This is a genomic window from Shewanella sp. GXUN23E (genome assembly GCF_050865035.1).
GTDB lineage: Bacteria > Pseudomonadota > Gammaproteobacteria > Enterobacterales > Shewanellaceae > Shewanella.
Map to the genome: position 1 here is coordinate 35,266 of NZ_JBOZWP010000009.1, position 25,852 is coordinate 61,117.

General features: G+C 52.9%; 22 protein-coding genes. 11 read left to right on the plus strand and 11 right to left on the minus strand.

Annotation, left to right across the window (positions count from 1 at the left end):
* The 3 genes from leuC to leuA are packed head-to-tail and all read right to left on the minus strand — an operon-like array spanning position 1 to position 4,108.
* Positions 1-1,455 carry a 3-isopropylmalate dehydratase large subunit gene (leuC, locus tag ACRRUX_RS09935; protein ID WP_432529742.1) on the minus strand — a complete coding sequence of 485 codons (1,455 nt, stop codon included), beginning with the start codon at positions 1,453-1,455 and terminating at the stop codon, positions 1-3.
* A complete protein-coding gene (gene leuB / locus ACRRUX_RS09940) occupies positions 1,455-2,543 on the minus strand; it encodes a 3-isopropylmalate dehydrogenase (protein WP_432529744.1) in 1,089 nt (362 codons plus the stop codon). Before leuB ends, leuC begins: the two co-directional genes overlap by 1 nt.
* Positions 2,540-4,108 carry a 2-isopropylmalate synthase gene (leuA, locus tag ACRRUX_RS09945; RefSeq protein WP_432529746.1) on the minus strand — a complete coding sequence of 523 codons (1,569 nt, stop codon included), beginning with the start codon at positions 4,106-4,108 and terminating at the stop codon, positions 2,540-2,542. The genes leuB and leuA overlap by 4 nt, the downstream gene beginning before the upstream one ends.
* Before the next feature lie 418 nt (positions 4,109-4,526).
* Between leuA and ACRRUX_RS09950 the strand changes: the two genes are divergently transcribed.
* The gene (locus ACRRUX_RS09950; protein WP_432529748.1) at positions 4,527-6,290 is read left to right on the plus strand and encodes a hypothetical protein; all 1,764 of its coding nucleotides are present in this window, start codon (positions 4,527-4,529) and stop codon (positions 6,288-6,290) included.
* Here the strand turns inward: ACRRUX_RS09950 and recQ are convergent.
* Positions 6,287-8,110, minus strand: coding sequence for a DNA helicase RecQ (gene recQ / locus ACRRUX_RS09955; RefSeq protein ID WP_432529751.1), 1,824 nt, complete (start codon positions 8,108-8,110; stop codon positions 6,287-6,289). The genes ACRRUX_RS09950 and recQ overlap by 4 nt on opposite strands.
* Before the next feature lie 273 nt (positions 8,111-8,383).
* Between recQ and ACRRUX_RS09960 the strand changes: the two genes are divergently transcribed.
* On the plus strand, positions 8,384-8,860 hold the full coding sequence (locus ACRRUX_RS09960; RefSeq protein WP_432529753.1) for a thioesterase family protein: 477 nt from the start codon (positions 8,384-8,386) through the stop codon (positions 8,858-8,860).
* 127 nt (positions 8,861-8,987) lie between these two features.
* Positions 8,988-9,890 carry an EamA family transporter RarD gene (gene rarD / locus ACRRUX_RS09965; protein WP_432529755.1) on the plus strand — a complete coding sequence of 301 codons (903 nt, stop codon included), beginning with the start codon at positions 8,988-8,990 and terminating at the stop codon, positions 9,888-9,890.
* Positions 9,891-10,028: 138 nt separating this feature from the next.
* On the opposite strand, the gene ACRRUX_RS09970 is transcribed toward rarD, so the two are convergent.
* From ACRRUX_RS09970 to radC, 5 genes are all read right to left on the minus strand, one after another.
* Complete coding sequence (locus ACRRUX_RS09970; RefSeq protein ID WP_432529758.1) at positions 10,029-10,538, minus strand: PH domain-containing protein; 510 nt, start codon at positions 10,536-10,538, stop codon at positions 10,029-10,031.
* 65 nt (positions 10,539-10,603) lie between these two features.
* On the minus strand, positions 10,604-11,938 hold the full coding sequence (gene argA / locus ACRRUX_RS09975) for an amino-acid N-acetyltransferase (RefSeq protein ID WP_432529760.1): 1,335 nt from the start codon (positions 11,936-11,938) through the stop codon (positions 10,604-10,606).
* 199 nt (positions 11,939-12,137) lie between these two features.
* Entirely contained in the window at positions 12,138-12,311 is a 174-nt protein-coding gene (rpmG, locus tag ACRRUX_RS09980) for a 50S ribosomal protein L33 (RefSeq protein ID WP_011758450.1), read from the minus strand.
* A 6-nt stretch (positions 12,312-12,317) separates the two neighbouring features.
* Positions 12,318-12,554 carry a 50S ribosomal protein L28 gene (gene rpmB, locus ACRRUX_RS09985; RefSeq protein ID WP_011758449.1) on the minus strand — a complete coding sequence of 79 codons (237 nt, stop codon included), beginning with the start codon at positions 12,552-12,554 and terminating at the stop codon, positions 12,318-12,320.
* Positions 12,555-12,675: 121 nt separating this feature from the next.
* A complete protein-coding gene (gene radC / locus ACRRUX_RS09990; protein ID WP_432529763.1) occupies positions 12,676-13,353 on the minus strand; it encodes a RadC family protein in 678 nt (225 codons plus the stop codon).
* Between the two features lie 290 nt (positions 13,354-13,643).
* Between radC and coaBC the strand changes: the two genes are divergently transcribed.
* The 5 genes from coaBC (at position 13,644) to folE (ending at position 19,138) form a co-directional block, all read left to right on the plus strand.
* Complete coding sequence (gene coaBC / locus ACRRUX_RS09995; protein WP_432529765.1) at positions 13,644-14,840, plus strand: bifunctional phosphopantothenoylcysteine decarboxylase/phosphopantothenate--cysteine ligase CoaBC; 1,197 nt, start codon at positions 13,644-13,646, stop codon at positions 14,838-14,840.
* Positions 14,837-15,295 carry a dUTP diphosphatase gene (gene dut, locus ACRRUX_RS10000; RefSeq protein WP_432529767.1) on the plus strand — a complete coding sequence of 153 codons (459 nt, stop codon included), beginning with the start codon at positions 14,837-14,839 and terminating at the stop codon, positions 15,293-15,295. Before coaBC ends, dut begins: the two co-directional genes overlap by 4 nt.
* A 135-nt stretch (positions 15,296-15,430) precedes the next feature.
* Positions 15,431-16,024: a nucleoid occlusion factor SlmA gene (gene slmA / locus ACRRUX_RS10005; RefSeq protein WP_432529769.1), complete on the plus strand. Its 594-nt coding sequence runs from the start codon at positions 15,431-15,433 to the stop codon at positions 16,022-16,024.
* A 308-nt stretch (positions 16,025-16,332) separates the two neighbouring features.
* Positions 16,333-18,312 carry an alpha/beta hydrolase family protein gene (locus tag ACRRUX_RS10010; RefSeq protein WP_432529771.1) on the plus strand — a complete coding sequence of 660 codons (1,980 nt, stop codon included), beginning with the start codon at positions 16,333-16,335 and terminating at the stop codon, positions 18,310-18,312.
* Positions 18,313-18,493: 181 nt separating this feature from the next.
* Complete coding sequence (folE, locus tag ACRRUX_RS10015; protein ID WP_432529773.1) at positions 18,494-19,138, plus strand: GTP cyclohydrolase I FolE; 645 nt, start codon at positions 18,494-18,496, stop codon at positions 19,136-19,138.
* A gap of 93 nt (positions 19,139-19,231) precedes the next feature.
* Here the strand turns inward: folE and pyrE are convergent, their stop codons facing one another.
* Positions 19,232-19,873: an orotate phosphoribosyltransferase gene (pyrE, locus tag ACRRUX_RS10020; RefSeq protein WP_432529950.1), complete on the minus strand. Its 642-nt coding sequence runs from the start codon at positions 19,871-19,873 to the stop codon at positions 19,232-19,234.
* Positions 19,874-19,999: 126 nt separating this feature from the next.
* The gene (gene rph, locus ACRRUX_RS10025; protein ID WP_432529775.1) at positions 20,000-20,713 is read right to left on the minus strand and encodes a ribonuclease PH; all 714 of its coding nucleotides are present in this window, start codon (positions 20,711-20,713) and stop codon (positions 20,000-20,002) included.
* 271 nt (positions 20,714-20,984) lie between these two features.
* Between rph and ACRRUX_RS10030 the strand changes: the two genes are divergently transcribed.
* From ACRRUX_RS10030 to ACRRUX_RS10040, 3 genes are all read left to right on the plus strand, one after another.
* Positions 20,985-21,848: a YicC/YloC family endoribonuclease gene (locus ACRRUX_RS10030; RefSeq protein WP_432529777.1), complete on the plus strand. Its 864-nt coding sequence runs from the start codon at positions 20,985-20,987 to the stop codon at positions 21,846-21,848.
* Between the two features lie 215 nt (positions 21,849-22,063).
* Positions 22,064-22,642, plus strand: coding sequence for a class I SAM-dependent methyltransferase (locus ACRRUX_RS10035; RefSeq protein ID WP_432529779.1), 579 nt, complete (start codon positions 22,064-22,066; stop codon positions 22,640-22,642).
* An 8-nt stretch (positions 22,643-22,650) separates the two neighbouring features.
* Complete coding sequence (locus ACRRUX_RS10040) at positions 22,651-25,629, plus strand: DEAD/DEAH box helicase family protein (RefSeq protein ID WP_432529781.1); 2,979 nt, start codon at positions 22,651-22,653, stop codon at positions 25,627-25,629.
* The last annotated feature ends 223 nt before the right edge of the window (positions 25,630-25,852 follow it).

Below are 25,852 nucleotides of genomic sequence, written 5' to 3' on the forward strand. Positions count from 1 at the left end.
TTATGCCTCCCTGCTGTCTGCTGGAACCACGCCACGAATATCCACAAAATGACCGGCAATCGCAGCCGCCGCGGCCATGGCCGGGCTCACCAGATGGGTACGGCTGCCCCGTCCCTGGCGTCCCTCAAAGTTACGGTTACTGGTAGAGGCGCAGCGATCGCCCGGCTCCAGCCTGTCATCATTCATCGCCAGACACATGGAGCAGCCCGGCAAACGCCACTCAAAACCCGCCTCGATAAACAGCTTATCCAGCCCTTCTGCTTCGGCCTGCAGCTTCACCTGCCCCGAGCCTGGCACCACTATGGCAGTGACGCCATCGGCCACTTTGCCACCACGGATCTGGGCCGCTGCTGAGCGCAGATCTTCAATGCGGGAGTTGGTACAGGAGCCGATAAATACTTTGTTGATACTGACATCAGTCATCCGCACGCCAGGCTCCAGCCCTATGTATTTCAGTGCCTTTTCCATGGAATCACGCACCGAAGCGTCGGTCTCGTCGGCGGGATTGGGCACCGGCTGATCTATGGCCACCACCTGTCCCGGGTTAGTGCCCCAGGTCAGCTGCGGCGCAATCTCGGCACCATTGAGCACCACCTCAGCATCAAACGCAGCGCCTTCATCGGTGGCCAGCTGTTGCCAGGCGATGACGGCCTGCTGCCAGGCATCGCCTTTGGGAGCAAACTCGCGGCCTTCCAGATAGGCGATGGTCTTGGCGTCCGGCGCCACCAGCCCGGCCTTGGCGCCCATCTCAATCGCCATGTTACACAGGGTCATGCGCCCTTCCATCGACAGATCGCGAATGGCCTCGCCGCAAAACTCCACCACATGGCCGGTACCGCCATCCATGCCAATCCGGCCAATAATGGCCAGCACTATGTCTTTGGCAGTGATCCCGGCGCCGACTTTACCCTTGACCTCAATCTTCATGGTTTTGGCCTTGAGCTGGCGCAGCGTCTGGGTCGCCAGCACATGCTCCACTTCCGAGGTGCCGATCCCAAAGGCCAGGGCACCAAAAGCGCCGTGAGTGGCAGTGTGGGAATCGCCGCACACAATTACCGTGCCCGGCAGGGTGATCCCCAGCTCAGGCCCCATCACATGCACTATGCCCTGATTGGGATGGTGAATGTCATACAGGCGGATACCGAAGTCTTTGCAGTTTTGTGCCAGGGTTTCCACCTGAGTGCGCGCCATCGGGCTTAATGCATCCAGACTGGCGCTCTTGGTGGAGGTGTTGTGATCCATGGTGGCAAAGGTCTTTTGCGGTGCGCGCACCGGCCGACCGGCTGTTTTCAGACCGCTGAAGGCCTGCGGTGAGGTCACTTCATGCACCAGATGCCGGTCTACATACAGAATAGGGGCCTCTCCCTGTGGCTCGACGACCACATGACTGTCCCATATCTTTTCATACAGGGTTCTGGCTGGCGGATTGCCAGTGGATTGATTGGTGGCAGTCATCAGATCCCCTCCGCAATAGCATTGGCAATAAAGTCGCCCATTTCGGCAGTGGTCTTGGCCTGCGCCCTATTGGTGGCCAGCTCGCCGGTGAGGAAGCCTTCCGACAAGGCTTTACCCACGGCGCGCTCAATGGCGGCAGCGGCTTCTTCCTGCTTCAGACTGTGGCGCAACATCAGAGCAGCCGACAGGATCTGGGCAATCGGGTTGGCTATGCCTTTACCAGCGATATCCGGCGCACTGCCACCGGCGGGCTCATACAGACCAAAACCCGAGGCATTCATGCTGGCAGAAGATAACAGCCCCATGGAGCCGGTCAGCATGGCCAGCTCGTCAGAGATGATGTCGCCAAACAGGTTGGAGCACAGCATGACGTCGAACTCATCGGGGCGACGCAGCAGCTGCATGGTGGCATTGTCGATATAGATATGCTCAAGCGTGACATCCGGGAAGTCTTTGGCAACCTCTTCCACCACTTCACGCCACAGCACTGAGCAGGCCAGCACATTGGCTTTATCCACTGAGGTGACCTTGCCTTTGCGGCCACGGGCGGTTTCAAACGCGATACGGGCGATGCGGCGGATCTCCATGCGGCTGTATCTCATGGTGTCGAACGCTTCTTCTGCTTCGCCCTCGCCCTGACGGCCTTTGGGTTTGCCAAAGTAGATCCCGCCGGTGAGTTCACGGACACACACCACATCAAAACCACGGGCAGAGATGTCGGCGCGCAACGGGCTTAAATGCTCAAGCCCGTCATGCAATCTGGCAGGGCGCAGGTTACAGAACAGACCAAAGTGGGCCCGCAGCGGCAGCAAGGCACCACGCTCTGGCTGACTGTCAGGAGGCAATTTTTCCCACTTGGGGCCGCCCACTGAACCAAACAAAATGGCATCGGCCGCTTCACAGCCTTTCAATGTTGCTTCCGGCAGAGGGCAGCCATGGTTGTCGATGGCGATACCACCGATATCGTATTCGCTGTACTCCATGCTGAGATTGAATCTGTGCTCAACCGCCGCCAGCACCTTGCGCGCCTGCGCCATCACTTCCGGACCAATGCCATCCCCGGCCAATACTGCGATTTGGTAACTCATACTCCACCTAACTCCCTAGCTTTTTGAATTTCTTGTTTTTTGTCCGCCACCTCATCAGCCCGGCGCACCAGATTCATCACATGTACCAGGGCTCTGGCCGAAGCCTCCACCACATCAGTGGCCAGCCCCACGCCATGGAAATTACGGCCCTGATAACGGGCGGTAATATCCACCTGTCCCAGTGCATTCTGGCCCTCGCCTTTGGCACCGAGCTTGTAAGACGCGATATCGATTTTGCGGTGCGTCGCCCGGGCAATGGCGTTGTAAGCCGCATCTACCGGGCCGTTGCCGGTTGCCGCTTCGGTTACCTTTTCGCCGCCGATTTCCAGCCGCACTGTGGCCGTCGCTTCCCCCTCTTTGGAGTCAGAATGGATGATCAGTTGCTTGAGACGATAATGATCATCTTCCCGGCGCTGCGCCTTGATGAACACCAGCGCTTCCAGGTCATAGTCAAATACCTGGCCTTTCTTGTCCGCCAACTTGAGGAAGGCTTTGTACAGCGAGTCCATGTCGTAATCCTGCTCGCTGTAGCCCATCTCACTCATGCGATGCTTGATCACATGGCGGCCTGAGCGGGATGTCATGTTCAGATTGTTACGGGTCAGGCCAATACTTTCCGGTGTCATGATTTCATAGGTGTTTTGCGCCTTGAGCATGCCATCCTGATGAATACCGGAAGAATGACTGAAGGCATTGGTGCCGACGATTGCCTTGTTGGCCTGCACTGGCATATTGCACAGCTGACTGACCAGTGCCGAAGTACGGTGAATTTCTTTAGCATTGATATTGGTTTCCAGCCCCAGCAGATGCCTGCGGGTGGCCAGGATCATGGCGACTTCTTCCAGCGAGCAGTTGCCGGCACGCTCGCCTATGCCATTGACGGTACATTCGATCTGACGGGCCCCCTGCTGCACCGCGGTAATGGAGTTAGCCACCGACAGGCCCAGATCATCATGGCAGTGCACTGAGATCACCGCCTCGTCAATATTGGGTACGCGGTTGAACAGGGTCTGAATAATGCCGCCAAATTCACTGGGCACTGTGTAACCCACGGTATCGGGAATATTGATGGTGCGGGCACCGGCCTTAATGGCCGCTTCCACCATGCGGCACAGATTATCTATGGGGGTACGGCCGGCATCCTCGCAGGAAAACTCCACATCATCGGTAAAACGACGGGCGTATTTGACTGCACCGACCGCCATCTCCAGCACATCATCAAAAGAGCGCTTGAGCTTGCTCTGTACATGGATATCCGAGGTGGAAATAAAGGTATGAATACGGAACTGCTCGGCGACGCTCAGCGCCTGCGCGGCGGCATCGATATCCTTCTCCAGCGCCCGCGACAGGGCGCATACCCGGCTGTTTTTAATGGTGCGTGCAATGGTCTGTACCGACTCAAAATCACCGGGCGAGGATACCGGGAAGCCCACTTCCATCACATCCACCCCCAGTCGCTCCAGGGCCATGGCAATCTGCAGTTTTTCCTTCACCGACAAACTGGCGGCCAACGCCTGCTCGCCATCTCTCAATGTGGTATCAAAAATTATTACTCTGTCAGACATCATCCTTCTCCGCAGCCCTGTTTGCTCCCGTTGAAAGGAGCCCCAAAAAAAACCCCGCGACTGTTGCGCGGGGTGATGGAATTCGGGTGTTAACTCAAAACCATGTCTAAACCTTCCGCGCACCAGGTGCCAGAATCAATAGGTTTAGTAGCAGTCGAGCTGAATAGTGACTCATGGTTTTACAATAAAATCTCAAGGTTCAATAAATGTTAACGGGTAACTTTTAACCTGCTGACGTTTAGGGTGTCAACCAAATTTTGCTCAAGTTGCAGAAACTTTGGTCGCATTTAACAGTGGGCGCCGACAGCGTATCCGGGGTATTCAGAAGATGCGACCGTTACTATCGATGCACAAATCACTCAATTATTGTTACCATCGTATTAAACTTTATCAGCACTTTACCCTTGCGGAGCGTTAAATGGATTTATACGCCTTCATGTTGGGGGTTACCCTGAGCCTGACCGGCTTGGGCGCCCAGGCAGCACTGAGCCAGATGGATCAGCTCAACGGGTTGGTTTACCAGGCGCCGGCATCAGCACAACAGCAGATTGCCGATTTGGAGAACCAACTCAGTCCGGATTCCCCGGCAACCCACACCCTGAGACTGCAGATGTTGAAATGCCAGCTGCTTATTCAGCATGGCGAGTATCAGGCTGCAATTCAGCTGGCTTCGGTCGGCCGGGTCGATGCCAGGAAGCTCGGCCTCGAGCAGGCTATGCCCTATTTCACTGCCTGCGAGGCAGAAGGGCATGTCAACATGGGAGATCTGAAGTCGGCGCTGCCACTAATGGAAAATGGCATCAACCAGGCAAAACAGCTGAAGCAACCACAGGCTCTGGTTAATCTGCTGCGTCTGCGTGGCCAGCTGGACACCGACGGTGAAAACTACCTGCAGGCTATGGAAGACTTGCGCCTGGCATTGGATGTTACCGATGAGATGCAACAACAGTCACTCAATTGGATTTGGCCACCACATGCCTACCTGCTCGGCGCCATGGGGAATCTGCTGTACGCCAGTGGTGACTTGCTGCAGGCCGTGCAGTATGCCTATCAGGCTCTGGAGCAGGACGATGCCCAGGGTAAGGTCAGACACATCCTGTTGCTTAACGCCGCCAGAATCTTGCGGGATACCGGTGATTTCAGCGCCAGTGACCAACTGCTGAACGCCGGAATAGAATCCCTGCAAACCCTCACTACCCCACTCGAGCAGGCATACAGTTACGCCATCATTGCATCGATTGAAATCGAAAAAGGGAACCTGCAACAGGCAGAAAACTACGCTCACAGCAGTCTGGAAATTTTCACCCAATACCGGCACCGGCTCAGCATAATGCAGACCAACCGGTTGCTGGCGAGCATCAGGTTTGCCGCCGGAGACACTCAGACCGCGCTCGAATATACCCAGGCGGCCATCAACACCGCCCAGCAGCTGGGACAGCAGGGATATCTGCAAAAACTGTATCTGGAGCTAAGCGACTTCTACCAAGGCAAGGCCGACTATCGTCTTGCCTATGATTATCTGCAGCTGGCATACAAGGCCGCGGGCAAAGCCAACAAGCACCTGGCCGATATCCGCTTTGTACAATACAAAGCCAGACTTGGCTGGGATCGTCAGCCAGACACAGGTTTGGTGACTGAGTCAGGTCTGGGCGTGCCTGTTGGCTGGTTGTTGCTGTTGGTGATACTTGGCGTGATGCTGCCTGCCAGTTGCCTGTATTTGCTTATCCATCGCAAGCAGAAAAGCAGCACTGAGCAGCAGATCAGCAGCAGGACTCCCATTCAGTATCAGGTGTTGGAACTGGCAATGAATAATGCCAAGCGTGCTCAGTATCCACTGGCAATTCTGGTGTTTGGTATCAGTCCCACACTCAGGGAAGATATGCCTGAGCTGGAGGAAAAAATCATCACTAAGCTCAGAGAGCAGGATAAGCTGGTATACCTGACTCCAGAGTCATTAATGTTAATCCTGCCTGGGACCTCACAAACCGGTGCGCAGCAGGTCATGGAGCAGCTACTGGAACGGATCCGGCCTTGGCACCGGCACGCTATGGTCAGCGTTGGGATTGCGGCCATGCAGCAATTCGATACGGCCACATCGCTGGTCAAACGCGCCTTTGCCAGTCAGGCCTCGAGACAAAAAAGCAAAGAGGCAAAACTGTTTCAGATGACCGCCCGGGGTTAACCCCGGGTCAGGAAAGCTTCAATCTCGTCCAAAAATGCGTTGCCAAACTTCTCCAGCTTACGCTCGCCGACGCCGTTGACAGCCAGCATCTCAGCCTCCGTGGTGGGCATCATGGCCGCCATTTCAGCCAGGGATGCATCATTGAAGACCAGATACGGTGGAATGTCGTGCTCTTCAGCCAGCGACCGGCGCAGCACCTTAAGACGGGCAAACAATTTGCGGTCGTAATTCATTGGCACCCGGGTGCTGTTGCGACGGCGGGTGGTGACAGGTATGGCAATGCGAGGCTCCGCCAGCATCAAGGCAACCTCACCTTTGAGAATTGGTCTGGCGGCGGGATTCAGGCGCACCCGACTGCCGCGGGTAATGTCCTGACTGGCCAATCCCAGATGAATTAGCTGACGGCAAACACTGAGCCAATGTTCATGGCTCTTGTCTTTGCCTATGCCCCAGGTGGACAACTTGTCATGCCCCCGGTCAACAACGCCGGCGGCCTTGGAGCCTCTCAGCACTTCGATCAAATGATTGATGCCAAAGCCCTGATTCAGGCGATAAATACAGGACAACACTTTCTGAGCATCCTGAGTCCCGTCGTATTGCTTGGGGGGATCGAGGCAGATATCGCAGTTACCGCAGGGCTGACTGGCACTCTCATCAAAATAATGCAGCAGCACCTGCCTCCGGCAGGTCTGAGCTTCGGCAAACGCCGCCATAGAGTTGAGCTTATGATGCTCAACCTGCTGCTGGGGCCCGGGCTCCTGCTGCTCAATCAAATGCCGGACCCGGCCAATATCGGCAGGATCAAACAGCATAAAAGCCTCGGCCTCCATGCCATCACGCCCGGCGCGACCGGTTTCCTGATAGTAAGCCTCAATACTCTTGGGAATGTCATAGTGCACCACATAACGCACATTGGACTTATTGATGCCCATACCGAATGCCACAGTCGCGACCACAATATCCAGCTGATCATTGATAAAGCGCTCCTGCACACTCGCGCGCTCCTCCTGGGTCATACCGGCATGGTAACCTTCAGCGCGATACCCCTGTAACCGCAGGCGTTGCGCCACTTCATCCACCCGTCGTCGACTGCCGCAGTAAATAATGCCACTGGCACCATTCTGCGACTCAATAAACTGGCGTAACTGATTAGCTGCATTTAACTTTTCCGCCACTGTGTAACGAATATTGGGGCGGTCAAAACTGGACAGCAGCACATAAGGCTGAATGCCAAGCCGGTCACAGATATCTTTGCGGGTCGCTTGATCCGCAGTGGCAGTCAGGGCCATCAAAGGGATCTGCGGAAAGTCCTGCTTGAGTCGTCCCAATGCCGCGTATTCAGGACGGAAGTCATGCCCCCACTGACTGATACAGTGGGCTTCATCAATGGCAAACAGACTGACATTCAGTGATTGCAGCCGCTCCATAAAATCACCGCCAAGCAAACGCTCCGGTGATACATACAACAGCTTGATTTCGCCCATTCTCAGCTGACGATAGATTTCCAGCGCCTGCTCTCTGGGCAAAGTGGAATTGAGGAATGCAGCGGACACCCCGGTTTGCGTCAAACTGTCGACCTGATCTTTCATCAGGGAAATCAGCGGCGAGACCACCACGGTAAGACCGGGCAACATCAAAGCCGGGAGTTGATAGCAAAGACTCTTGCCACCTCCGGTGGGCATGATCACCAGACAGTCCTGACCGTGACAAATACGCTCGATAACATCCTGCTGCCCCTCACGAAATGCCCGGTAACCAAATACCTGCTGCAAACAGCCAAGATAGGGATCCAAAGGAGACTTGAGTGTGCTTTCTTGCATGCTGACCCTGAAAAACAACCCCGAAAAAAGACAGAGAAAGTGAAACCAGCCCCGGTGCCAACGGCACATGCGGCAAGTCGCGGCTGTCAAAGCGCTCTATTCTACCCGCATGGCGAATAAAATGCAGGCACAGCTGTGGTTGTTTTCATCAGTGCCTGCTGAATCAACAAATTGCAAACTCGCCTTGTTCAGCGATAGAGTAAAGACTCAAACACCACAGTCATTTGCACAGGCTGTGGGTAGCGCGCCATTGTGTACTCAGGAAAGGAACTCATGTCACATCCCAGCACAGACCAGATACAGGAACGTGCTTTGGCCATGGTGGCCGAAGTGTTCGATCAACATATCCCCTTTCACAAACTGCTGGGACTGCGTATCGACAGATACGATTTGCAAGGCGTTGAAGTACGGATCACCATGAAACCTGAACTCATCGGCAATATCCACCAGCAGATTTTGCACGGCGGCGTGACCGCGACTGTGCTTGATGTCGTCGGAGGACTCACGGCATTTGCCGGACTGGTGGCCAGCCGGGATGACTGGCAGGAAGAGGAATTGAAAAGTAGGCTGATGACCCTGGGCACCATAGATATGCGGGTGGATTACCTCAGACCGGGCAGAGGTAACATCTTCACAGGTACCGGTCAGGTGATTCGCTCTGGTAACAAAGTATCAGTGTGCAGAATGGAGTTACATAATGAACAGGGTGAGCATATCGCTTTCGGTACAGGGACCTATCTGACCGGCTGATACCGCCGGTTCTGGTTGTATAGACAAGCTGCCTTGCTGTTAGCTGTGCAGGATTCCGGCGGTTTTACTGACATTTCAGACTACAGGCCTTACAATCGCCGGCCCTGACAGACCAATACTGATACCCATGGAAAACACCGAATACCGCAAGGGCGTTATTCTCGCCCTCTGCGCCTACAGCATGTGGGGCTTTGCTCCCCTGTATTTCAAATTACTGGACCAGGTTTCTGCCACTGAAATCCTGCTGCATCGCATCATCTGGTCCTTTGTATTTATGATGATTCTGATGCTGTTTGTTGGCAATTTCAGCAAAGTCCGCGAAATCCTCAAACGCCCCAAACAGCTGGGGATACTTTGTATAACGTCAGTGCTTATCGCGGGCAACTGGCTGCTGTTTATCTGGGCCGTCAACAATGATCACATGCTTGATGCCAGCCTGGGCTATTACATCAATCCACTGTTCAACGTCATGCTGGGTATGGTGTTTTTGGGTGAGCGTCTGCGCAAACTGCAGTGGGTCGCTGTCAGTCTGGCCGCCATCGGCGTACTCATCCAGATTGTCTCCTTTGGCTCAGTACCCGTTGTTTCCATCGGCCTGGCCACCTCGTTTGGGTTGTATGCCCTGCTGCGCAAGAAGGTCAATATTGACGCCCAAAGTGGTCTGCTGCTGGAAACGGCACTGCTGGTACCTCTGGCCCTGGCCTACATGCTGTGGATGCCACAGGAAGCTGGAGCCAACATGCTGACCAACAGCATGGATATGAATTTACTGCTGATGGCGGCAGGCATTGTCACCTCAGTGCCGCTGCTGTGCTTTGCCGGCGCCGCCATACGTATTCCTTTAACCATTCTGGGATTTTTTCAGTACATCGGCCCCAGCATCATGTTTCTACTGGCAATTACCCTGTTTGGCGAGCCCTTCGACATGGAAAAGAGCATCACCTTCGGCTTTATCTGGCTGGCGCTGATCGCATTCACAACAGACATGGTTTATAAACGCCGGCGGGAAATGAAAACGGCCCGCGCCTGATTGCGGGTTGTATATCCCTCACCAGGCTGGGCTCAATTGAGCTTGGGCTGCGCGGCAGTCATTAACCTTTGATGCCGGAAAGCAACAAGGGAGCCAACGGCTCCCTTGTGATTTTGGGTGAAGCAAAACGAAGCATGGTTACAATGCGGCAATCAAGCGCTCGGCATCTGAGGTACTGACAATGATGACATACCCTTTGTGAGTCGGGATCAGTACCTGCGTACCTGTGCCTACCGCCATCAGCGCTTTCTGACCGTCATCCAGCCTGAACCAACCCAGCTGAAACCCCGGCATGCCCATGCCATTGGTGCGCAAGTCCGGCTTCAGACCCGGCTCCTCATTCAGATTAATCTCTCTGACACCACCGGCAATCAGCTCACTGCGCGCCAAGGTCTCGCCATAAAAAGGCACATCCAGACGGAACTGAGTCATATTCAGGCTCACTTCGGCGCTTTGGGCTTTGTACCAAGCCCATGAAAATATCAGAGTTAATCCCAGCACCAGAACAACAGAGATGGATTTGGCGGCAGCAGGCAATGGTTTACGCCACAGAAATACAGCAATCACCACCATCACCAGAGTCAACACCAAAAAACTCAGATTGCCGCTGCTGCCCAAACCAACGATATCGAAATGCTGCTCGTGCATACCTGTATTCCTGTATAGAAAACCACCAGGCATCCAGAGTCACATATCGAGACATATTATGTCAATCAGTTGATCACATCCTTCAACTCCAGCATCAGGATCTTGGATTTGCGCTGGTAGTTGTACAGTTGCTTCTTCTTGGTTGGTAGGGCGTCAACATCCACTATGTTGAAGCCATGTTCCAAAAACCAGTGAATACTGCGGGTGGTCAGTGCAAACAGCCGATCATAACCGCGTCCCTTGGCCTGACCAATGATGTGACGCAGCAGCAAACTGCCGCGATCGGCATCACGGTAGTCAGGATGCACCACCAAACAGGCGAATTCACCGGCGTTGTCTTCTTCAAAGGGATACAGGGCAGCGCAGCCGATGATCAGGCTGTCACGCTCAACCACCATAAACTGCTCAATCTCCATTTCCAGTTGCTCGCGTGAGCGACGCACCAGAATGCCCTGCTCTTCCAACGGACGGATAAGGTTCAGCACCCCGCCGATATCAGCAATGCTGGCACGTCGCAGGCGCTCGGCACTCTCGGTCACTATCTGGGTACCTATGCCATCACGGGTAAACAGCTCCTGCAACAGCGCACCATCCTGTAAATGGCTGATCAGGTGACATCTGGGAACCCCACGACGGCAAGCTTCCACGCAGGCTTCCACAAAGGCTTTTGAGGCCGGACAGATTTGCTCACCGTGCTGAGTCAGATAACTAAGGGCTTCACCCGGCAGGATTTCACTGATCACCGAACCATCCTCATCCAGCAGACCGTGTTGATGGCTGAAACCAATGATTTTGTCCGCCTTGAGGCGAATGGCAATTTGCGTCGCCACCTCTTCGGCGGTCAGATTGAAGCTTTCGCCGGTCACGGAAACTGCCACCGGCCCAACCAGTACGATGCAATCTTTCGCCAACTGCTGCTGCAACCCTTCCACATCAATACGACGCACCCGACCGGACAGGCAATAGTCCACGCCTTCATCCACTCCCAAGGGCTGAGCGATAACGAAGTTACCGCTGACCACATTGATATTGGCTCCCTGCATCGGCGTATTGGATAGTCCCATGGACAGACGGGCCATAATATCGAATTGCAGTGAGCCGCTGACCTGGCGGATGACTTTCAGGCTGGGCTCATCGGTGATCCGCACGCCATGATGAAATACCGCCTCCAGCCCGCGAGCTGCCAATTCAGCATCGATTTGCGGTCTGGCACCGTGCACCAGCACCAACTTGATCCCCAGACTGTGCAGCAGCGCAACATCATTGATGATGGCGCGATACTCCCCATCCTGAATGGCCTCACCACCCAGCATAATGACAAAAGTCTTGCCTCTGTGGGCATTTACATAGGGCGCGGAGTGACGAAAGCTGTCAATCAACTGCGCAGTTGCGGCGTTCAAGGGCATACCTCACATGGAATAAATACAAATTCATTACACGCGAATAATAGTGCATCAAAATTCACATAAAAAGCATTTATTTGCACATATAGAGAATTTTTTGATTGCAATCAGATAACCTGGAATGACGGCAGCCAAATTAAGCCCAAAAAAAAGCCCCCTCAGTTGAGGGGGCTTTCAAGAAACGCTATAGAATCAATTACTTGATCTTGGCTTCTTTGTAGATAACATGCTGACGGATCACAGGATCAAACTTCTTGATCTCCATCTTTTCTGGCATGTTACGCTTGTTCTTGTCAGTAGTGTAGAAGTGACCAGTCTTGGCAGATGATACCAGCTTGATCTTCTCGCGGTTACCTTTAGCTTTAGCCATGATCTATTACACCTTCTCGCCACGGGCACGAAGTTCAGCAACAACTACTTCGATACCTTTCTTATCGATGATACGCATACCTTTAGTGGAAACACGCAGCTGTACAAAGCGCTTTTCAGTTTCCAACCAGAAACGGTGGTTCTGCAGGTTAGGTAAAAAACGACGACGGGTCGCGTTTTTTGCGTGCGAACGGTTGTTACCAACCATTGGTCGCTTGCCAGTTACTTGGCATACTCTTGACATGTCAATCTTCTCCAAAAAACAATTTTAACGCTCGAGCATTAATGTGCCTCGTATGGCCGTCGCCCGAGGCACACGAAGGGCGCATTTTATACAGGATTGCAGGGGAAAGATCAAGCGGTGATTAAGTAATCCACCCTCGTTCCGCGAAGGATACAATCTCGCGATCCCCTACTACCATATGATCCAGCAAGGATACGTCTATGGTTGCCAACGCATTTTTCAATCGCTCAGTAATTCGCCTGTCAGCCTGACTGGGCTCGGCGATACCAGACGGATGATTGTGGCAAACAATGACGGCAGCCGCATTGTTCTCCAGCACCAGAGACACCACTTCGCGTGGATAAACCGACGCAGAATCTATGGTTCCCCGGAATAATTCAACGAATTGAATCACCCTGTGCTGACTGTCCAGTAGCAAAATGGCAAACACTTCATAAGGCCTGTCTGCCAACTGCGTCATCAGATAATCCCGGGTTAAATCAGGATTGGTCAACACCTGCCCTCGCAGCAGGTTTTCGCGGGCAATACGGCGCGCAAGTTCTGCGGCCGCCTGAAGCTGCGCGTATTTTACCGATCCCACACCACGAAGTCGACACACCTTCGACTTTGGAGCGCAAAAGAGTGCGCGGATCCCACCAAATTCGGCTAAAAGTCGCCTGCCGAGGGTCACCGCACTCTCTCCCGGCGTACCATTTCGCAGTAAAACTGCCAGCAACTCGGCATCAGACAAGCTGCTGCAACCTTTGGTCAGCAACTTATCCCGCGGGCCTTCTCCTTCCGGCCAATCCTTGATCCCCATGTTCTTTCCCTGTGCGATTAACTCTCACAAGTATGGCCCAGAATTGATTTTGTCAGCCTGCGCTCACCACAGCGGTATCTCGCGCCAGCCTCCAATTCCGTGGCAGCCGGTGCGCAAATGTCACTTTCACGGCAGCAAATGACAATCAAATACATTAAGAACGATATTTGCCTTGCATGAGTTGGTGCGCAAAACAGAGAAATCACGGCTTCCTGAAGTCACACGGATACCTAACCCAAAAGGGAATATGATAAGGTTAGCGCCTCTGGATTGAGCCTTGGACAATAACCGTGAGCCTGAATCACAAGAAAATTCTGCTGGGTATCGGCGGGGGTATCGCCGCCTACAAGAGTGCCGACCTGGTACGCCGCCTTAAAGAGCGCGGCGCCGAAGTGCGGGTCGTAATGACCCAAAGCGCCATGGAATTTATTACACCGCTGACACTGCAGGCACTCAGTGGTCATCCGGTGGCCTCAGATCTGCTGGATCCTGCGGCTGAAGCCGCAATGGGCCACATAGAGCTGGCCCGCTGGGCAGATCTGTTTATCATCGCCCCGGCCACTGCCAATGTGCTGGCCCGAATGCAGGCTGGCATGGCTGACGAGCTGCTGACCACCTGCGCACTGGCAACCGGTTCGCCGGTAGTTGTCTGTCCGGCAATGAATCAGCAGATGTATATACATGCAGCGACTCAACATAACCTCAGGGTATTGGGTGAACGCGGCGTGCATATCTGGGGACCGGACAGCGGCAGCCAGGCCTGCGGCGAAGTGGGCCCTGGACGTATGCTGGAGCCATTGGATATTGCCAAACGTGCAGAAGCCTTCTTTGGTAATAAACCGCTTAAAGGTCAAAAGCTGCTGCTGACCGCCGGCCCCACCCGCGAAGCCATTGACCCGGTGCGTTATATCTCCAACCACAGTTCAGGCAAAATGGGCTTTGCCATCGCTGCCAAAGCCGCCGAGATGGGCGCGCAGGTGACCTTGGTTACCGGCCCGGTGAATCTGCCTACACCCGCAGGCGTACAGCGCATCGATGTGCAATCGGCGCAGCAGATGCTGGAGGCAGTGATGGCTGAAGTCAAAGGTCAGGATATTTTTATCGGCTGCGCCGCCGTGGCCGACTACCGTATCGACAAAATTGCCGATGCCAAGATCAAAAAATCTGCCGAGACCATGCAACTTGCACTGGTGCGCAATCCTGATATCTTAGCGACGGTCGCCGCGCTGGCAGATAAACCTTTCACCGTAGGTTTTGCCGCTGAAACCCATGATGTCGAGCATTACGCCAAAGACAAAATGCAGCGCAAACAACTGGATATGATTGCCGCCAACGATGTCTCCACGCCGGGACAAGGCTTCAACGCCGATACCAACGCACTCAAAGTCTTCTGGCCAGAAGGCTGTGAAGAGCTGCCTGCGACCGATAAGCACACTCTTGCCGGGCAACTGCTCGGTGTGATCGCCAGAGTTAAAGAAGCACGATGAAAACACCTATTGAACTGAAAATCCTCGATTCCCGTATCGGCTCAGAATTCCCGTTGCCAGCCTATGCCACCCCAGGCAGTGCTGGCATGGATCTGCGCGCCATGACAGACACAGCGCTGACCATAGCGCCGGGTGAAACTGTGCTGATCCCAACCGGCATCGCCGTCCATGTTGCCGATCCTGCTCTGGCAGCCGTCATTCTGCCCCGCTCTGGCCTGGGCCATAAGCACGGTATCGTGCTGGGTAATCTGGTTGGCCTTATCGATTCTGATTATCAGGGCCCGCTGATGGTGTCCTGCTGGAACCGCAGCAGTGAACCTTTCACCATTGAAATCGGCGACCGCTTGGCACAACTGGTTTTCGTACCCGTAGTACAGGCAGAATTCCGTCTGGTGGATGAATTTGCCAGCTCAGATCGTGGCGAAGGTGGATTCGGTCACTCAGGAACCAAATAAGCACTCAGGTTCCCAATAATAATACCCAGCCCCAGGTTGACCTGCGCCGGTGCGATGCCATTGCATCGCCCTGAGTGGCGGCAGGAAACGAAGTTGGAAGCTGACAAAAGTTGTAATTGAGCGAAGGATACTGCAATGGCCGTAAGCCAAAAAATCAACCGGCGTGAACATATTCTCCAGTGCCTGGCCCAGATGCTGGAGACCAATCCGGGAGAACGTATCACCACCAAAAAACTGGCTGCCGAAGTCGGCGTTTCCGAGGCGGCGCTGTACCGTCACTTTCCCAGCAAAGCACGTATGTTCGAAGGGCTAATTGACTTTATTGAAGACTCGCTGCTGACCCGCATCAACCTCATCATGGATGAAGAAAAAGACACCATGCGCCGCTGCCAGTTGACCCTGCAACTGCTGCTGGTGTTTGCCGAACGCAACCCGGGCATCTCCCGGGTGCTGAATGGTGATGCTCTGCTGGGTGAAAACGAGCGTCTGCGCAGCCGCATCAGCAACTTGTTTGCCAAAATCGAAACCCAGCTCAAGCAGATCCTGCGTGAAAAGACCCTGCGCGAAGGCAAGGGCTTCAATCTGGATGAAGCGATTCTGGCCAACCTGCTGCTGGCCGTGGCTGAAGGCCGTGTTGCGCAATTTGTGCGCAGCGAGTTTAAACTCAAGCCAACCGACCATTTTGAACAGCAATGGACCTTTATCCAGCAGCAACTGCTGCAAAGCTGATCCATACCGGCATCGGTGAATTTGCACCGATGCCCACTCCCCAACCCGTCAGTTCCTTAGCCATTCAGCCACCCCGATCTGCCCTAGTGTTCCACAGCCTTGCGTGCCCCTCAACGTCTGCCATATCGTCCCCGCATCAAAGCACAATCGCGTTACTGTCAGCATGGCTGCTGCCCTTGGTATTAATATTTGATTCATGGCACAGGCACAAATCACTACCTTTATCCTATTGCTACAAAAGTTGCATTTTTGTTTTTTATGAATAAAGTGTCTGCAGCAAGACGCAATTCATAAACCAAGGATATGGTATGAAAATCTCCTCTATTTCCATCGCAGCTCTGATGCTGCTGGGTAGCAATACCACTTTCGCAGCCAATGACAACAGTGAAACCAATGCGAAATTGGCGCAACACTTCGCCAAAGGTAGTGAATTCTTTAACCCCAAAATCTCCCCTGGCGGAGACTATTTGGGGGTCGAGTCAAAACTCGAAGGCAAAGATGTGCTGCTCATTCTCGATTTACAAACCCTAAAACCCAAACACGCCGTCCACTTTGGTGAGCGTGGCCAAATCGGCGATTTTTACTGGGTCAACGATGAACGAGTGGTGGTCACCAAAGAGTACCTGAAAGGCTGGAGCGATCATCCTCTGTACTATGGGGAGATGATGGCCACCAATGTCGACGGTTCCCGCTCTGAGTATTTATTTGGATATAACAATAAAAATCAGCAAATTGGCTCAAATATCAAGCGTTCAACGGCCATCAATGCCACTTCATTTATGCTGGACCCACTGCACGACAATCCCGACAAAATGCTGGTTTCAGCGATCCACTGGAGCACCAATTCGCTGGATTTGGAAAAACCTCAGGTGGTGTATGAAGTGGATGTCTACTCAGGCAAACGTAAAAAGGTCACAGTAGGCCCCATTGGGTATACCAGTTTTTTGACCGACCATGATGGCGATGTGCGCTTCGCCATGGGGCGTGACAAAAACTACGACGTCAAAATCTATCGCCGGGAGAACCGCGAGTGGACCGACATTACCAATGTCAGCGGTCTGGATCTGGACGGCCTAACCCCTGTTTCGTTCGCCGAGAATGCTCACAGCATCTATGCCTTGGTCAGTGAGCAGGGCGAGCCCAGACAGATCCGCCATATTGATCTTAAATCCGGCAAGCACACCCCCATAGTGCAGGACGACAAAGTCGAAGCCAGCCAATTCTGGATTGATGGAAACAGCAAGCAACTGTATGCCGTTGAGTTTGCCGCGGGTTATCCAACCTATGCCTTCGTCAATGCAGACAACCCCAAGAGTGAATACCTGAAACAACTGCTGGCCAGCCTGCCCGGCCATCAGGTACGGATTGTCAGTGAAAACCGCAGCAGTGATACCTTTGTGGTGCATGCCTTTAATGACAGAAATCCCGGTGACTTTTATCTGTTCACCACCAAACCGGTCAAACTGCAGTATCTGTTCTCCAGCCGCAGCTGGCTCAACCCTGAGCAAATGGCTGAAGTTAAACCCATTGAATTCAAGAGCCGCGATGGCATGCAGATCAGCGGTTATCTAACCCTGCCCGCCAACACTGAAGCCAAAAACCTGCCTATGGTGGTCGTCCCCCACGGCGGTCCCCATGGCCCCAGAGACTGGTGGATGTTCGACCCGGAAAATCAGTTGCTGGCGCAAAAAGGTTATGCTGTATTACAGGTCAATTTCCGTGGCAGCGGTGGCTTTGGCGACAATTTTGAACATGCCGGTTACCACCAATGGGGCAGTGCTATTCAGCATGACATTATCGATGGCACCCGCTACGTGATTGACCAGGGGATTGCTGATGGCAAGCGTATCTGTATTTCCGGTGGCAGCTTCGGCGGCTACAGCGCACTGCAAAGTGCGATTCTGGAGCCGGATATGTTCAAATGTGCCATCGGTTTTGCCGGGATCTATGACCTGCCTATGATGTATGAAGAAGGAGATGTGCAGGACAGAGCCGCTGGCCGCGCCTATCTGGAGCGGGCCATAGGCACGGATGCAACTGTACTCAAGGCCATGTCGCCCAGTTATAATGCCGACAAACTGAAAGCGGCCATTTTGCTGGTGCATGGCGGTGAAGATGAACGCGCCCCCATTGAGCAATATGAAGCCATGGCCGATGCCCTTAAGAAAGCCAACAAACCGTTCCAGACTCTGGTGATGGACGATGAGGGGCACGGCTTCTACAAGGATGAGCACAGAGCCAAATACTATGCCCAGATGCTCGACTTTCTGCAGCAACACCTGAACTGACCCCCAGGGTCACCCTGCCTGCGGCTACCATTATCAAACCGATTAACCCAAATACCTGACTGGGTTAATCGGTTTTTTTGTTATCCTGAATGTATGAATCTTCCGCAAATCGCGGTATTCTCCCCGTCCCGGTCGGGACTCAGGACTACTCCCGGCAGGCATGATTTATCGCGGAGGTAATATGGCATTAAGTGAAGCGGCATCCAAAGTACAGGCAGCTCTGCTCGAGCGTGGGCTGGAAACCCCCATGACGCAAAATTCCCTGACAGCGGATGAGCGTAAAGTGCAGATTGAACAGCATATGCGCGCGATTCTGGAACTGATGTCATTGGACTTGAGCGACGATAGCCTGGTCGAAACCCCAAGACGGGTCGCCAAAATGTATGTCGATGAAATCTTTTCGGGGCTGGATTACCAAAACTTCCCCAAGATCACTGTGATCGACAACAAGATGCAGTTTGATGAAATGGTACGGGTGCAGGACATCAGCCTCACCAGCACCTGTGAGCATCATCTGGTCACCATAGACGGCACGGCGACTGTGGCCTATCTGCCACGCACCAAGATTATTGGTCTGTCCAAAATCAACCGTATTGTGCGCTTCTTTGCCCAGCGCCCTCAGGTGCAGGAGCGTCTGACCCAACAGGTGCTGGTAGCCCTGCAGACATTGCTGGAAACCAAAGACGTGGCGGTGAAAATCGATGCAGTGCACTACTGCGTGAAATCCCGCGGCGTAATGGATGCCACCAGCTCCACCACCACCACGGCACTGGGCGGCATCTTCAAGTCCAACCCGGCTACCCGCGCCGAGTTTCTGCATCAGTAATTGCCGAAGGGCCATCAACAATAGACATAAAAAAACGCTGCTCATTGGCAGCGTTTTCTGTTTTCAGGCCTGGAGCAGGCCTGCTTGCATGGCTTAAATACCATACTGCTCGCGATAGCCACTTACCGCAGCCAGCTCAGTTTCCATACCTGGCTTTTCCGCCAGATAGGCAATCAGGTCAGCCAGTTTGATAATGGAAATCACCGCGCAGCCATAATCACGCTCCACTTCCTGAATGGCAGACAGCTCGCCCTTGCCTTTCTCCTGACGATCCAGCGCGATCAGTACGCCAGCCAACGTCGCATCGTGGGCTTTGATAATATCCATGGATTCACGAATGGCAGTACCGGCGGTGATCACATCGTCTACCAGCATGACCTTGCCTTTCAGTTCACTGCCAACCAGTGAACCACCTTCACCGTGGTCTTTCTTCTCTTTGCGGTTGAAACAGTAAGGCATGTCTACATCATGATGCTCAGCCAGCGCCACCGTGGTGGTAGTGGCAATCGGGATGCCCTTGTAAGCAGGGCCAAACACCAGATCGTACTCAATGCCTGAATCCACCAGCGCAGCCGCGTAGAAGCGGCCAAGACGCGCCAAATCACGACCTGTATTGAACAGACCAGCGTTAAAGAAGTAAGGACTCTTGCGGCCCGATTTAAGCGTAAATTCGCCAAATCTCAATACCTGACGCTCAAGGGCAAATTCAATAAACTCACGCTGATAGGCTTTCACTTTATTCCTCACTTTATATTTCTTGGGTATTTCTTGGGGGATCGATTGCCACAGTTTGGACACAGCAAGTGCCAAGCCCTGTAACCGGCTTAAAAAAAGGACCCTCGACGGGTCCTCTTTTAAAAATCAATTCAGTGCAGCTTTCTGCACATCGATAATCTCGCGAATGCCGTGCTTGGCCAGCTCCAGCATGGTCAGCAACTCTTCGTGGCTGAATGGCTCGCCTTCGGCAGTGCCCTGCACTTCGATGATCTTGCCGGTTTCGGTCATCACCACGTTCATATCAGTCTCAGCAGCGCTGTCTTCGATATATTCCAGATCGCAAATAGCCTCACCATCGAAAATGCCTACGCTGACCGCAGCGATCAGGAACTTCAGCGGATTGGTTTTCAGCACGCCCTTGTTACGGGCCCAGTTCAGCGCATCCACCAGCGCAACGCAGGCACCGGTAATGGCCGCAGTGCGGGTACCGCCATCGGCCTGGATCACGTCACAGTCGATCACAATGGTGTTTTCGCCCAGCGCCTTCATATCCACCGCGGCGCGCAGCGCACGGCCGATCAGACGCTGGATCTCCTGGGTACGACCGGATTGCTTGCCACGGGCAGCTTCACGATCCATACGGCTGTGGGTAGAACGCGGCAGCATACCGTATTCGGCAGTTACCCAGCCTTGGCCTGAGCCTTTGAGGAATCTTGGTACGCCTTCGGTAAAGCTGGCGGTACACAGCACTTTGGTTTCACCGAACTCAACCAGCACAGAGCCTTCAGCGTGGGCAGTGAAGTTACGGGTGATGGAGATCGGACGAGTCTGAGCCGGAGTTCTGTTACCTGGACGCATGGCAATTCCTGTCTTGATAGCTGTAAACATGCAAATTTGGCTGAGTATTATAGGGAGTTGCAACGCCCGATGCCACGATCCCTTGGCAGAAACCCCAATAGAACACAGCAAACCTGCAAAATAGCAGCGCCAATCACACTCAAGCCACGCCGGTTTAGCCCAACTTCTCACGTATTCCGGCGGATACCCCCCCTGACTGTTCACAGGTTCGCAGCATCCCCATATGGGTATATAATCCTCACCGTCAATCTTCAGAAATTCAGGAACACACATGATCCAAAGCATGACAGCCTATGCCCGTATCGAGTACAAAGCCGATTGGGGCACAGCGTCCTGGGAAATCCGCTCAGTTAACCAGCGTTACCTGGAAACCTACCTGCGATTGCCCGAGCAATTCAGAAGCCTCGAGCCTGTCCTGCGTGACCGCCTGCGCAAACGTCTGCACCGCGGTAAAGTGGAAGTGAACCTGAGAGTGGATCTCGCCGACAAAGCCGGCGCTGAATTGCAGGTCAATCAGGATCTGGCAAGACAACTGCTCGGCGCCGCCAACTGGCTGAAACAGGAAGCAGGCAATGGCGACATTAGCCTGACCGATATTCTGCGCTGGCCCGGCGTAATTGCCACTGCCGAGCAGGACATGGACGCCGTGGCCGCCGAACTGCTGAGCGCCTTTGACAGTGCCCTGAACCAATTTATTGAAGCCCGTGGCCGCGAAGGTGACGCCATCAAAACCATGCTGGCAACCCGCCTGGATGCGGTAACCGAGCAGATCGCCATCGTACGTGAGCACATGCCCAAAGTGATGCAATGGCAACGGGAAAAACTGCACAGCCGTCTGGCGGAAATCCAGGGCGAACTGGATCCAGCCCGTATCGAGCAGGAAATGGTACTGCTGGCGCAAAAGCTGGATGTCGCCGAAGAGATGGATCGCCTTGAAGCCCATGTAGTTGAGGCCCGCCGCATCCTCAAAAAAGGTGGCAGCGAAGGCCGCCGCATGGACTTTATGATGCAGGAGTTCAACCGCGAGTCGAACACCCTGGCCTCCAAGTCCATCAGCACCGAAGTCACCTCAGCCGCCGTTGAGCTGAAAGTGCTGATCGAGCAGATGCGCGAGCAGATCCAAAATATGGAATAAGTCGAACTTATTTCGTAAACACTCAAAAGCCCTGCCTCAGCAGGGCTTTTTTGTGTTCTCGATTAATGTTCAGCTTCAAGATTACATGGCTTGGAACACGCTAAGAGAACATACGGTTCAATTTGTGACTGTCCCCTTTGGCTACTGTGAAATGCTCAATTGAAGATGCCCTGCTACCCATATAAAATTCATTGACTTTATTCAGGATGCAACCAATGTCCGACGACTACTATAACCAACACGCCAAAGCGTTTTTTGACACAACCAAAGACGTCGAAATGACACCTTTGACGTCAAAGTTTTTATCCCTTGTACCCGCTGGCGGTCATATTTTGGATGCGGGTTGCGGTTCAGGCCGGGACAGTAAGTTTTTTAAGGAAATGAGCTTTTCAGTTACAGCCATAGACGCCAGCGAACAGTTAGCAGCCATGGCACAGGAGTATATTGGTCAGCCGGTTGAAGTCTGTCGCTTTATGGATTTCAGCTCAGATGTTCTGTTCGATGGCATTTGGGCCTGTGCCTCACTTTTACATGTCCCAGCCAGTCAACTACCGCAAACCTTTTCCCATCTGGCCAGTATGTTGAAGTCAGGGGCGGCATTTTACTGTTCATTCAAATATGGCACTGACGATATTGAGCGGGATGGGCGCGCCTTTACCAACTGTGATGAGCTTCGTCTGCAATCATTTATCAATAATGCCCAGTTAGTATTGCGTGAAACCTGGATAACCTCAGATCTCAGACCGGGACGAGAAAACGAAAAATGGCTCAATGCTATTTTATTCAAGGAATGATTTAACCCATGCAGGGCGTCACCAACACCCGGTTATACCATGGCCCAATACTGACAACCGGTGGTCATAAAGACCCTCTATTGCCCAAACTGATCAAAGCCATTAACCATGCGACTGAGATTGATATCTCAGTCTCGTTTATCCAACCCTCTGGGCTCAACCTGCTTTTTAACCCCATTCTGGATGCAATAAAAAGTGGCACCCGTGTGCGGATATTAACCTCAGATTATCTATCCATCACCAGCCCTGTGGCGTTACAGCGACTGATGTTACTGATGGAGCGAGGTGCACAATGCCGTATCTTCGTTTGTGAAGAGCAGCATAGTTTCCACATGAAATCCTATATCTTCGTGCGCCGGCTAGAAGGTGAAATAGCCGAAGGCTGCGCATGGGTCGGCTCAAACAACATCAGTAAACCCGCCTTGCAGGAGAGCCATGAATGGACACTGCGCCATGACTATCAAGCTCCCGAAACCTCCCGTGCAGCAAAAGCCTTCCTTCATATTAAGGAGCAATTCGAGGCTATTTTCACCCATGACGCCACACAGCTATTAAGCCATGATTGGATTAGTAAGTACCGCCAGCATTACGAGCAGCAAAAGTCAGCCACACGCCCTGTACTTGCAATAGTTGCTGACCAGGACGATGAACAGGAAGAGCTCCCCACACCCAACGCGGTACAGGAAGAAGCTCTAAAAGCACTGGCACAAAGTCGTCAGCAAGGATTCAAACGGGGTTTGGTGGTACTGGCCACTGGCATGGGCAAAACCTGGCTTGCCGCCTTTGATGCCAAGCAGCTGGAAGCCAAACGCGTGTTGTTTGTCGCCCATCGTGAGGAAATTTTACTGCAGGCCGAGGCAACATTTACCAAGCTATTGCCAGAATCACGCAGCGGTTTGTATAACTGCGAAAATAAACAGCATGATGCTGATTTTCTGTTTGCCTCCATTGCGACCATTGGCAAGCAGCAACATCTTGAAGGTTTTGCGCCAGATCACTTTGACTACATAGTGGTGGATGAGTTTCACCACGCCAGCGCGCCCACTTATAAAGCCCTGCTTGCGTATTTTGAACCCAGATTCCTGTTGGGGTTAACGGCCACGCCTGAGCGCTCTGACCAAGCCGATATTCTATCTTTGTGTGACAACAATCTGGTGTTTGAGCGCAATCTGGTGCATGGCATTGATGCCGGCATCCTGGTGCCATTTGACTACTTCGGCATCTACGATAAGTACGTCGATTATCAGGAAATCCCATGGCGAAACGGCAAGTTTGATCCCAGTGCGCTGGATAATGCGCTGGCAACCAAGCGCCGAGCAGCTCATGTTCTGAAACATTGGCGGGAAAAAAAGCTGTCACGCACCCTGGCCTTCTGTGTGTCCAAATCCCATGCCGACTACATGGCAAGCAGCTTTCGGCGTGAAGGGCTCAAAGCCATCTCAGTCTACAGTGACTCGCAAGTGCGGCGAAATGAGGCATTGGACAGACTCAATAAGGGTGAAGTCGATATAATTTTCTCGGTGGACTTATTCAACGAAGGCACTGACTTACCAGCCATTGATACCGTACTGATGATCCGCCCAACCGAGTCAAAAATTCTTTTTCTGCAGCAACTTGGCCGTGGTTTGCGACAGTCTCCGGTAAGTGGGAAAAGTAAATTGGTAGTGCTGGACTTTATCGGTAATCACCAAAGCTTTCTCAACCGCCCTGCAACACTCCTTGGCGTGACCCAAAGTACAAAAATCATCGAAAATCTGGATGCACCCTCGCTTGCAGCTGGCTGCCATGTGAATTTTGATCCAGAACTTTTGGCGTTTTGGCAAACGCTCGCCAAAAAGTACCGTGCCAGTGCGCAAGAAGATTATGACGACCTGAAATCATTGTTAGGCCACCGTCCAACTGCCGCCGAGTTTTACCGAAATGGTTATGACCTTGGCAAAGCTCGTAAACAGCACACAAGCTGGTTTAATTTGGTCGCAGACAAAGAAAAAGGCGAAAAGGAAGCCGAAGGGATTTCTCTGATACTTGAAAAACACCATGCGTTTTTTCTTAATGGCATTGAAACCACCGCCATGACCAAGTGCTTTAAGCCAATTTTGTTGGAAGCCTTACTGGAACTGAATGGCTTCAAACATCCTCCGACTCTTGAAGCCCTGGCAGAGCGCAGCCACAGGGTCCTTTCCCGCCGTCCGGATTTATTTGCCGCGGAATTACCCGCAAAGCAGGCAAATTTACAGGCAACCGATAAAGCCTGGCTGGCTTACTGGAAAGGTAATCCTATCAAGGCTTTTACTACGTCCAACAAATCTTCCGCCCCATGGTTCAGCGTTGAGCAGAATCGATTTGTAGCAACATTTGATGTCGATACCGATGACATCGGTCAGTTCCACCAAATGGTGCAGGAACTGGTGGATTTGCGCCTCAGTGAATACATACAGCGTATTGAGGATAGAAACTGTGTACAAGCCACTGATAACACGGAACCGACACAACTGGCTGAGGTGGTTGATTTGCGCGCCGCCAATACACCTGCGCCATCAGGCATCCAACTTCCTTTCTACCCAGATTTAAAAATCGCCTGCGGGCATTTTAAAACAGGAACTCAGGACAAGACTTCAACAGTGACTGTCGCTGATGGGTTTGGCAAGTTAGACCCTGCTCGTCACTTCATTGCTCCGGCAAGCGGTAATTCGATGAATGGAGGCAAAAATGCCATTCAAGATGGTGACTTGTTACTGCTGGAGTGGGTGACACCAAACAGTGCAGGCAGCATCTCAAATTTAACCATGGCTATTGAGATCCAGGATAACGCCGGTGACAACCAATACTTGCTGCGTAATGTACAGAAATTGCCTGATGGTAACTATCAATTGAACGCACAAAACACTGACTACCCACCAATGCTGGCTAATGAGCAAATGCGGACGCTTGCCAGGCTCAAAGCCGTATTATCTGATTCTGATATCGATGCAGACACTTTGAGTTAAAACACATCAAACAAACCATGCGAAAGTAAATGGCTCGCTAGAGGTTGATACTTCATCTAACAATATCAGCCTTCAAGCCGGAGTATCGCTTCAGCCAGGGAGTTTTCAGTCGCTTCGATATTGATGTTCAAAAACCAGACAGGTATTCAGTAAGGTACGAATATGTCCCCCTGCATGCTCTGCGAGTGCTGGCAACCTCCAGATGCACGGCGCAGTTTGAAGT

Excerpts from the sequence above, each read along its gene's own strand:
- leuC (WP_432529742.1), bottom strand. The coding sequence starts at position 1,455 with ATGACTGCCACCAATCAATCCACTGGCAATCCGCCAGCCAGAACCCTG.
- leuB (WP_432529744.1), bottom strand. The coding sequence starts at position 2,543 with ATGAGTTACCAAATCGCAGTATTGGCCGGGGATGGCATTGGTCCGGAA.
- leuA (WP_432529746.1), bottom strand. The coding sequence starts at position 4,108 with ATGTCTGACAGAGTAATAATTTTTGATACCACATTGAGAGATGGCGAG.
- ACRRUX_RS09950 (WP_432529748.1), top strand. The coding sequence starts at position 4,527 with ATGGATTTATACGCCTTCATGTTGGGGGTTACCCTGAGCCTGACCGGC.
- recQ (WP_432529751.1), bottom strand. The coding sequence starts at position 8,110 with ATGCAAGAAAGCACACTCAAGTCTCCTTTGGATCCCTATCTTGGCTGT.
- ACRRUX_RS09960 (WP_432529753.1), top strand. The coding sequence starts at position 8,384 with ATGTCACATCCCAGCACAGACCAGATACAGGAACGTGCTTTGGCCATG.
- rarD (WP_432529755.1), top strand. The coding sequence starts at position 8,988 with ATGGAAAACACCGAATACCGCAAGGGCGTTATTCTCGCCCTCTGCGCC.
- ACRRUX_RS09970 (WP_432529758.1), bottom strand. The coding sequence starts at position 10,538 with ATGCACGAGCAGCATTTCGATATCGTTGGTTTGGGCAGCAGCGGCAAT.
- rpmG (WP_011758450.1), bottom strand. The coding sequence starts at position 12,311 with ATGGCTAAAGCTAAAGGTAACCGCGAGAAGATCAAGCTGGTATCATCT.
- rpmB (WP_011758449.1), bottom strand. The coding sequence starts at position 12,554 with ATGTCAAGAGTATGCCAAGTAACTGGCAAGCGACCAATGGTTGGTAAC.
- radC (WP_432529763.1), bottom strand. The coding sequence starts at position 13,353 with ATGGGGATCAAGGATTGGCCGGAAGGAGAAGGCCCGCGGGATAAGTTG.
- dut (WP_432529767.1), top strand. The coding sequence starts at position 14,837 with ATGAAAACACCTATTGAACTGAAAATCCTCGATTCCCGTATCGGCTCA.
- slmA (WP_432529769.1), top strand. The coding sequence starts at position 15,431 with ATGGCCGTAAGCCAAAAAATCAACCGGCGTGAACATATTCTCCAGTGC.
- ACRRUX_RS10010 (WP_432529771.1), top strand. The coding sequence starts at position 16,333 with ATGAAAATCTCCTCTATTTCCATCGCAGCTCTGATGCTGCTGGGTAGC.
- folE (WP_432529773.1), top strand. The coding sequence starts at position 18,494 with ATGGCATTAAGTGAAGCGGCATCCAAAGTACAGGCAGCTCTGCTCGAG.
- rph (WP_432529775.1), bottom strand. The coding sequence starts at position 20,713 with ATGCGTCCAGGTAACAGAACTCCGGCTCAGACTCGTCCGATCTCCATC.
- ACRRUX_RS10030 (WP_432529777.1), top strand. The coding sequence starts at position 20,985 with ATGATCCAAAGCATGACAGCCTATGCCCGTATCGAGTACAAAGCCGAT.
- ACRRUX_RS10035 (WP_432529779.1), top strand. The coding sequence starts at position 22,064 with ATGTCCGACGACTACTATAACCAACACGCCAAAGCGTTTTTTGACACA.
- ACRRUX_RS10040 (WP_432529781.1), top strand. The coding sequence starts at position 22,651 with ATGCAGGGCGTCACCAACACCCGGTTATACCATGGCCCAATACTGACA.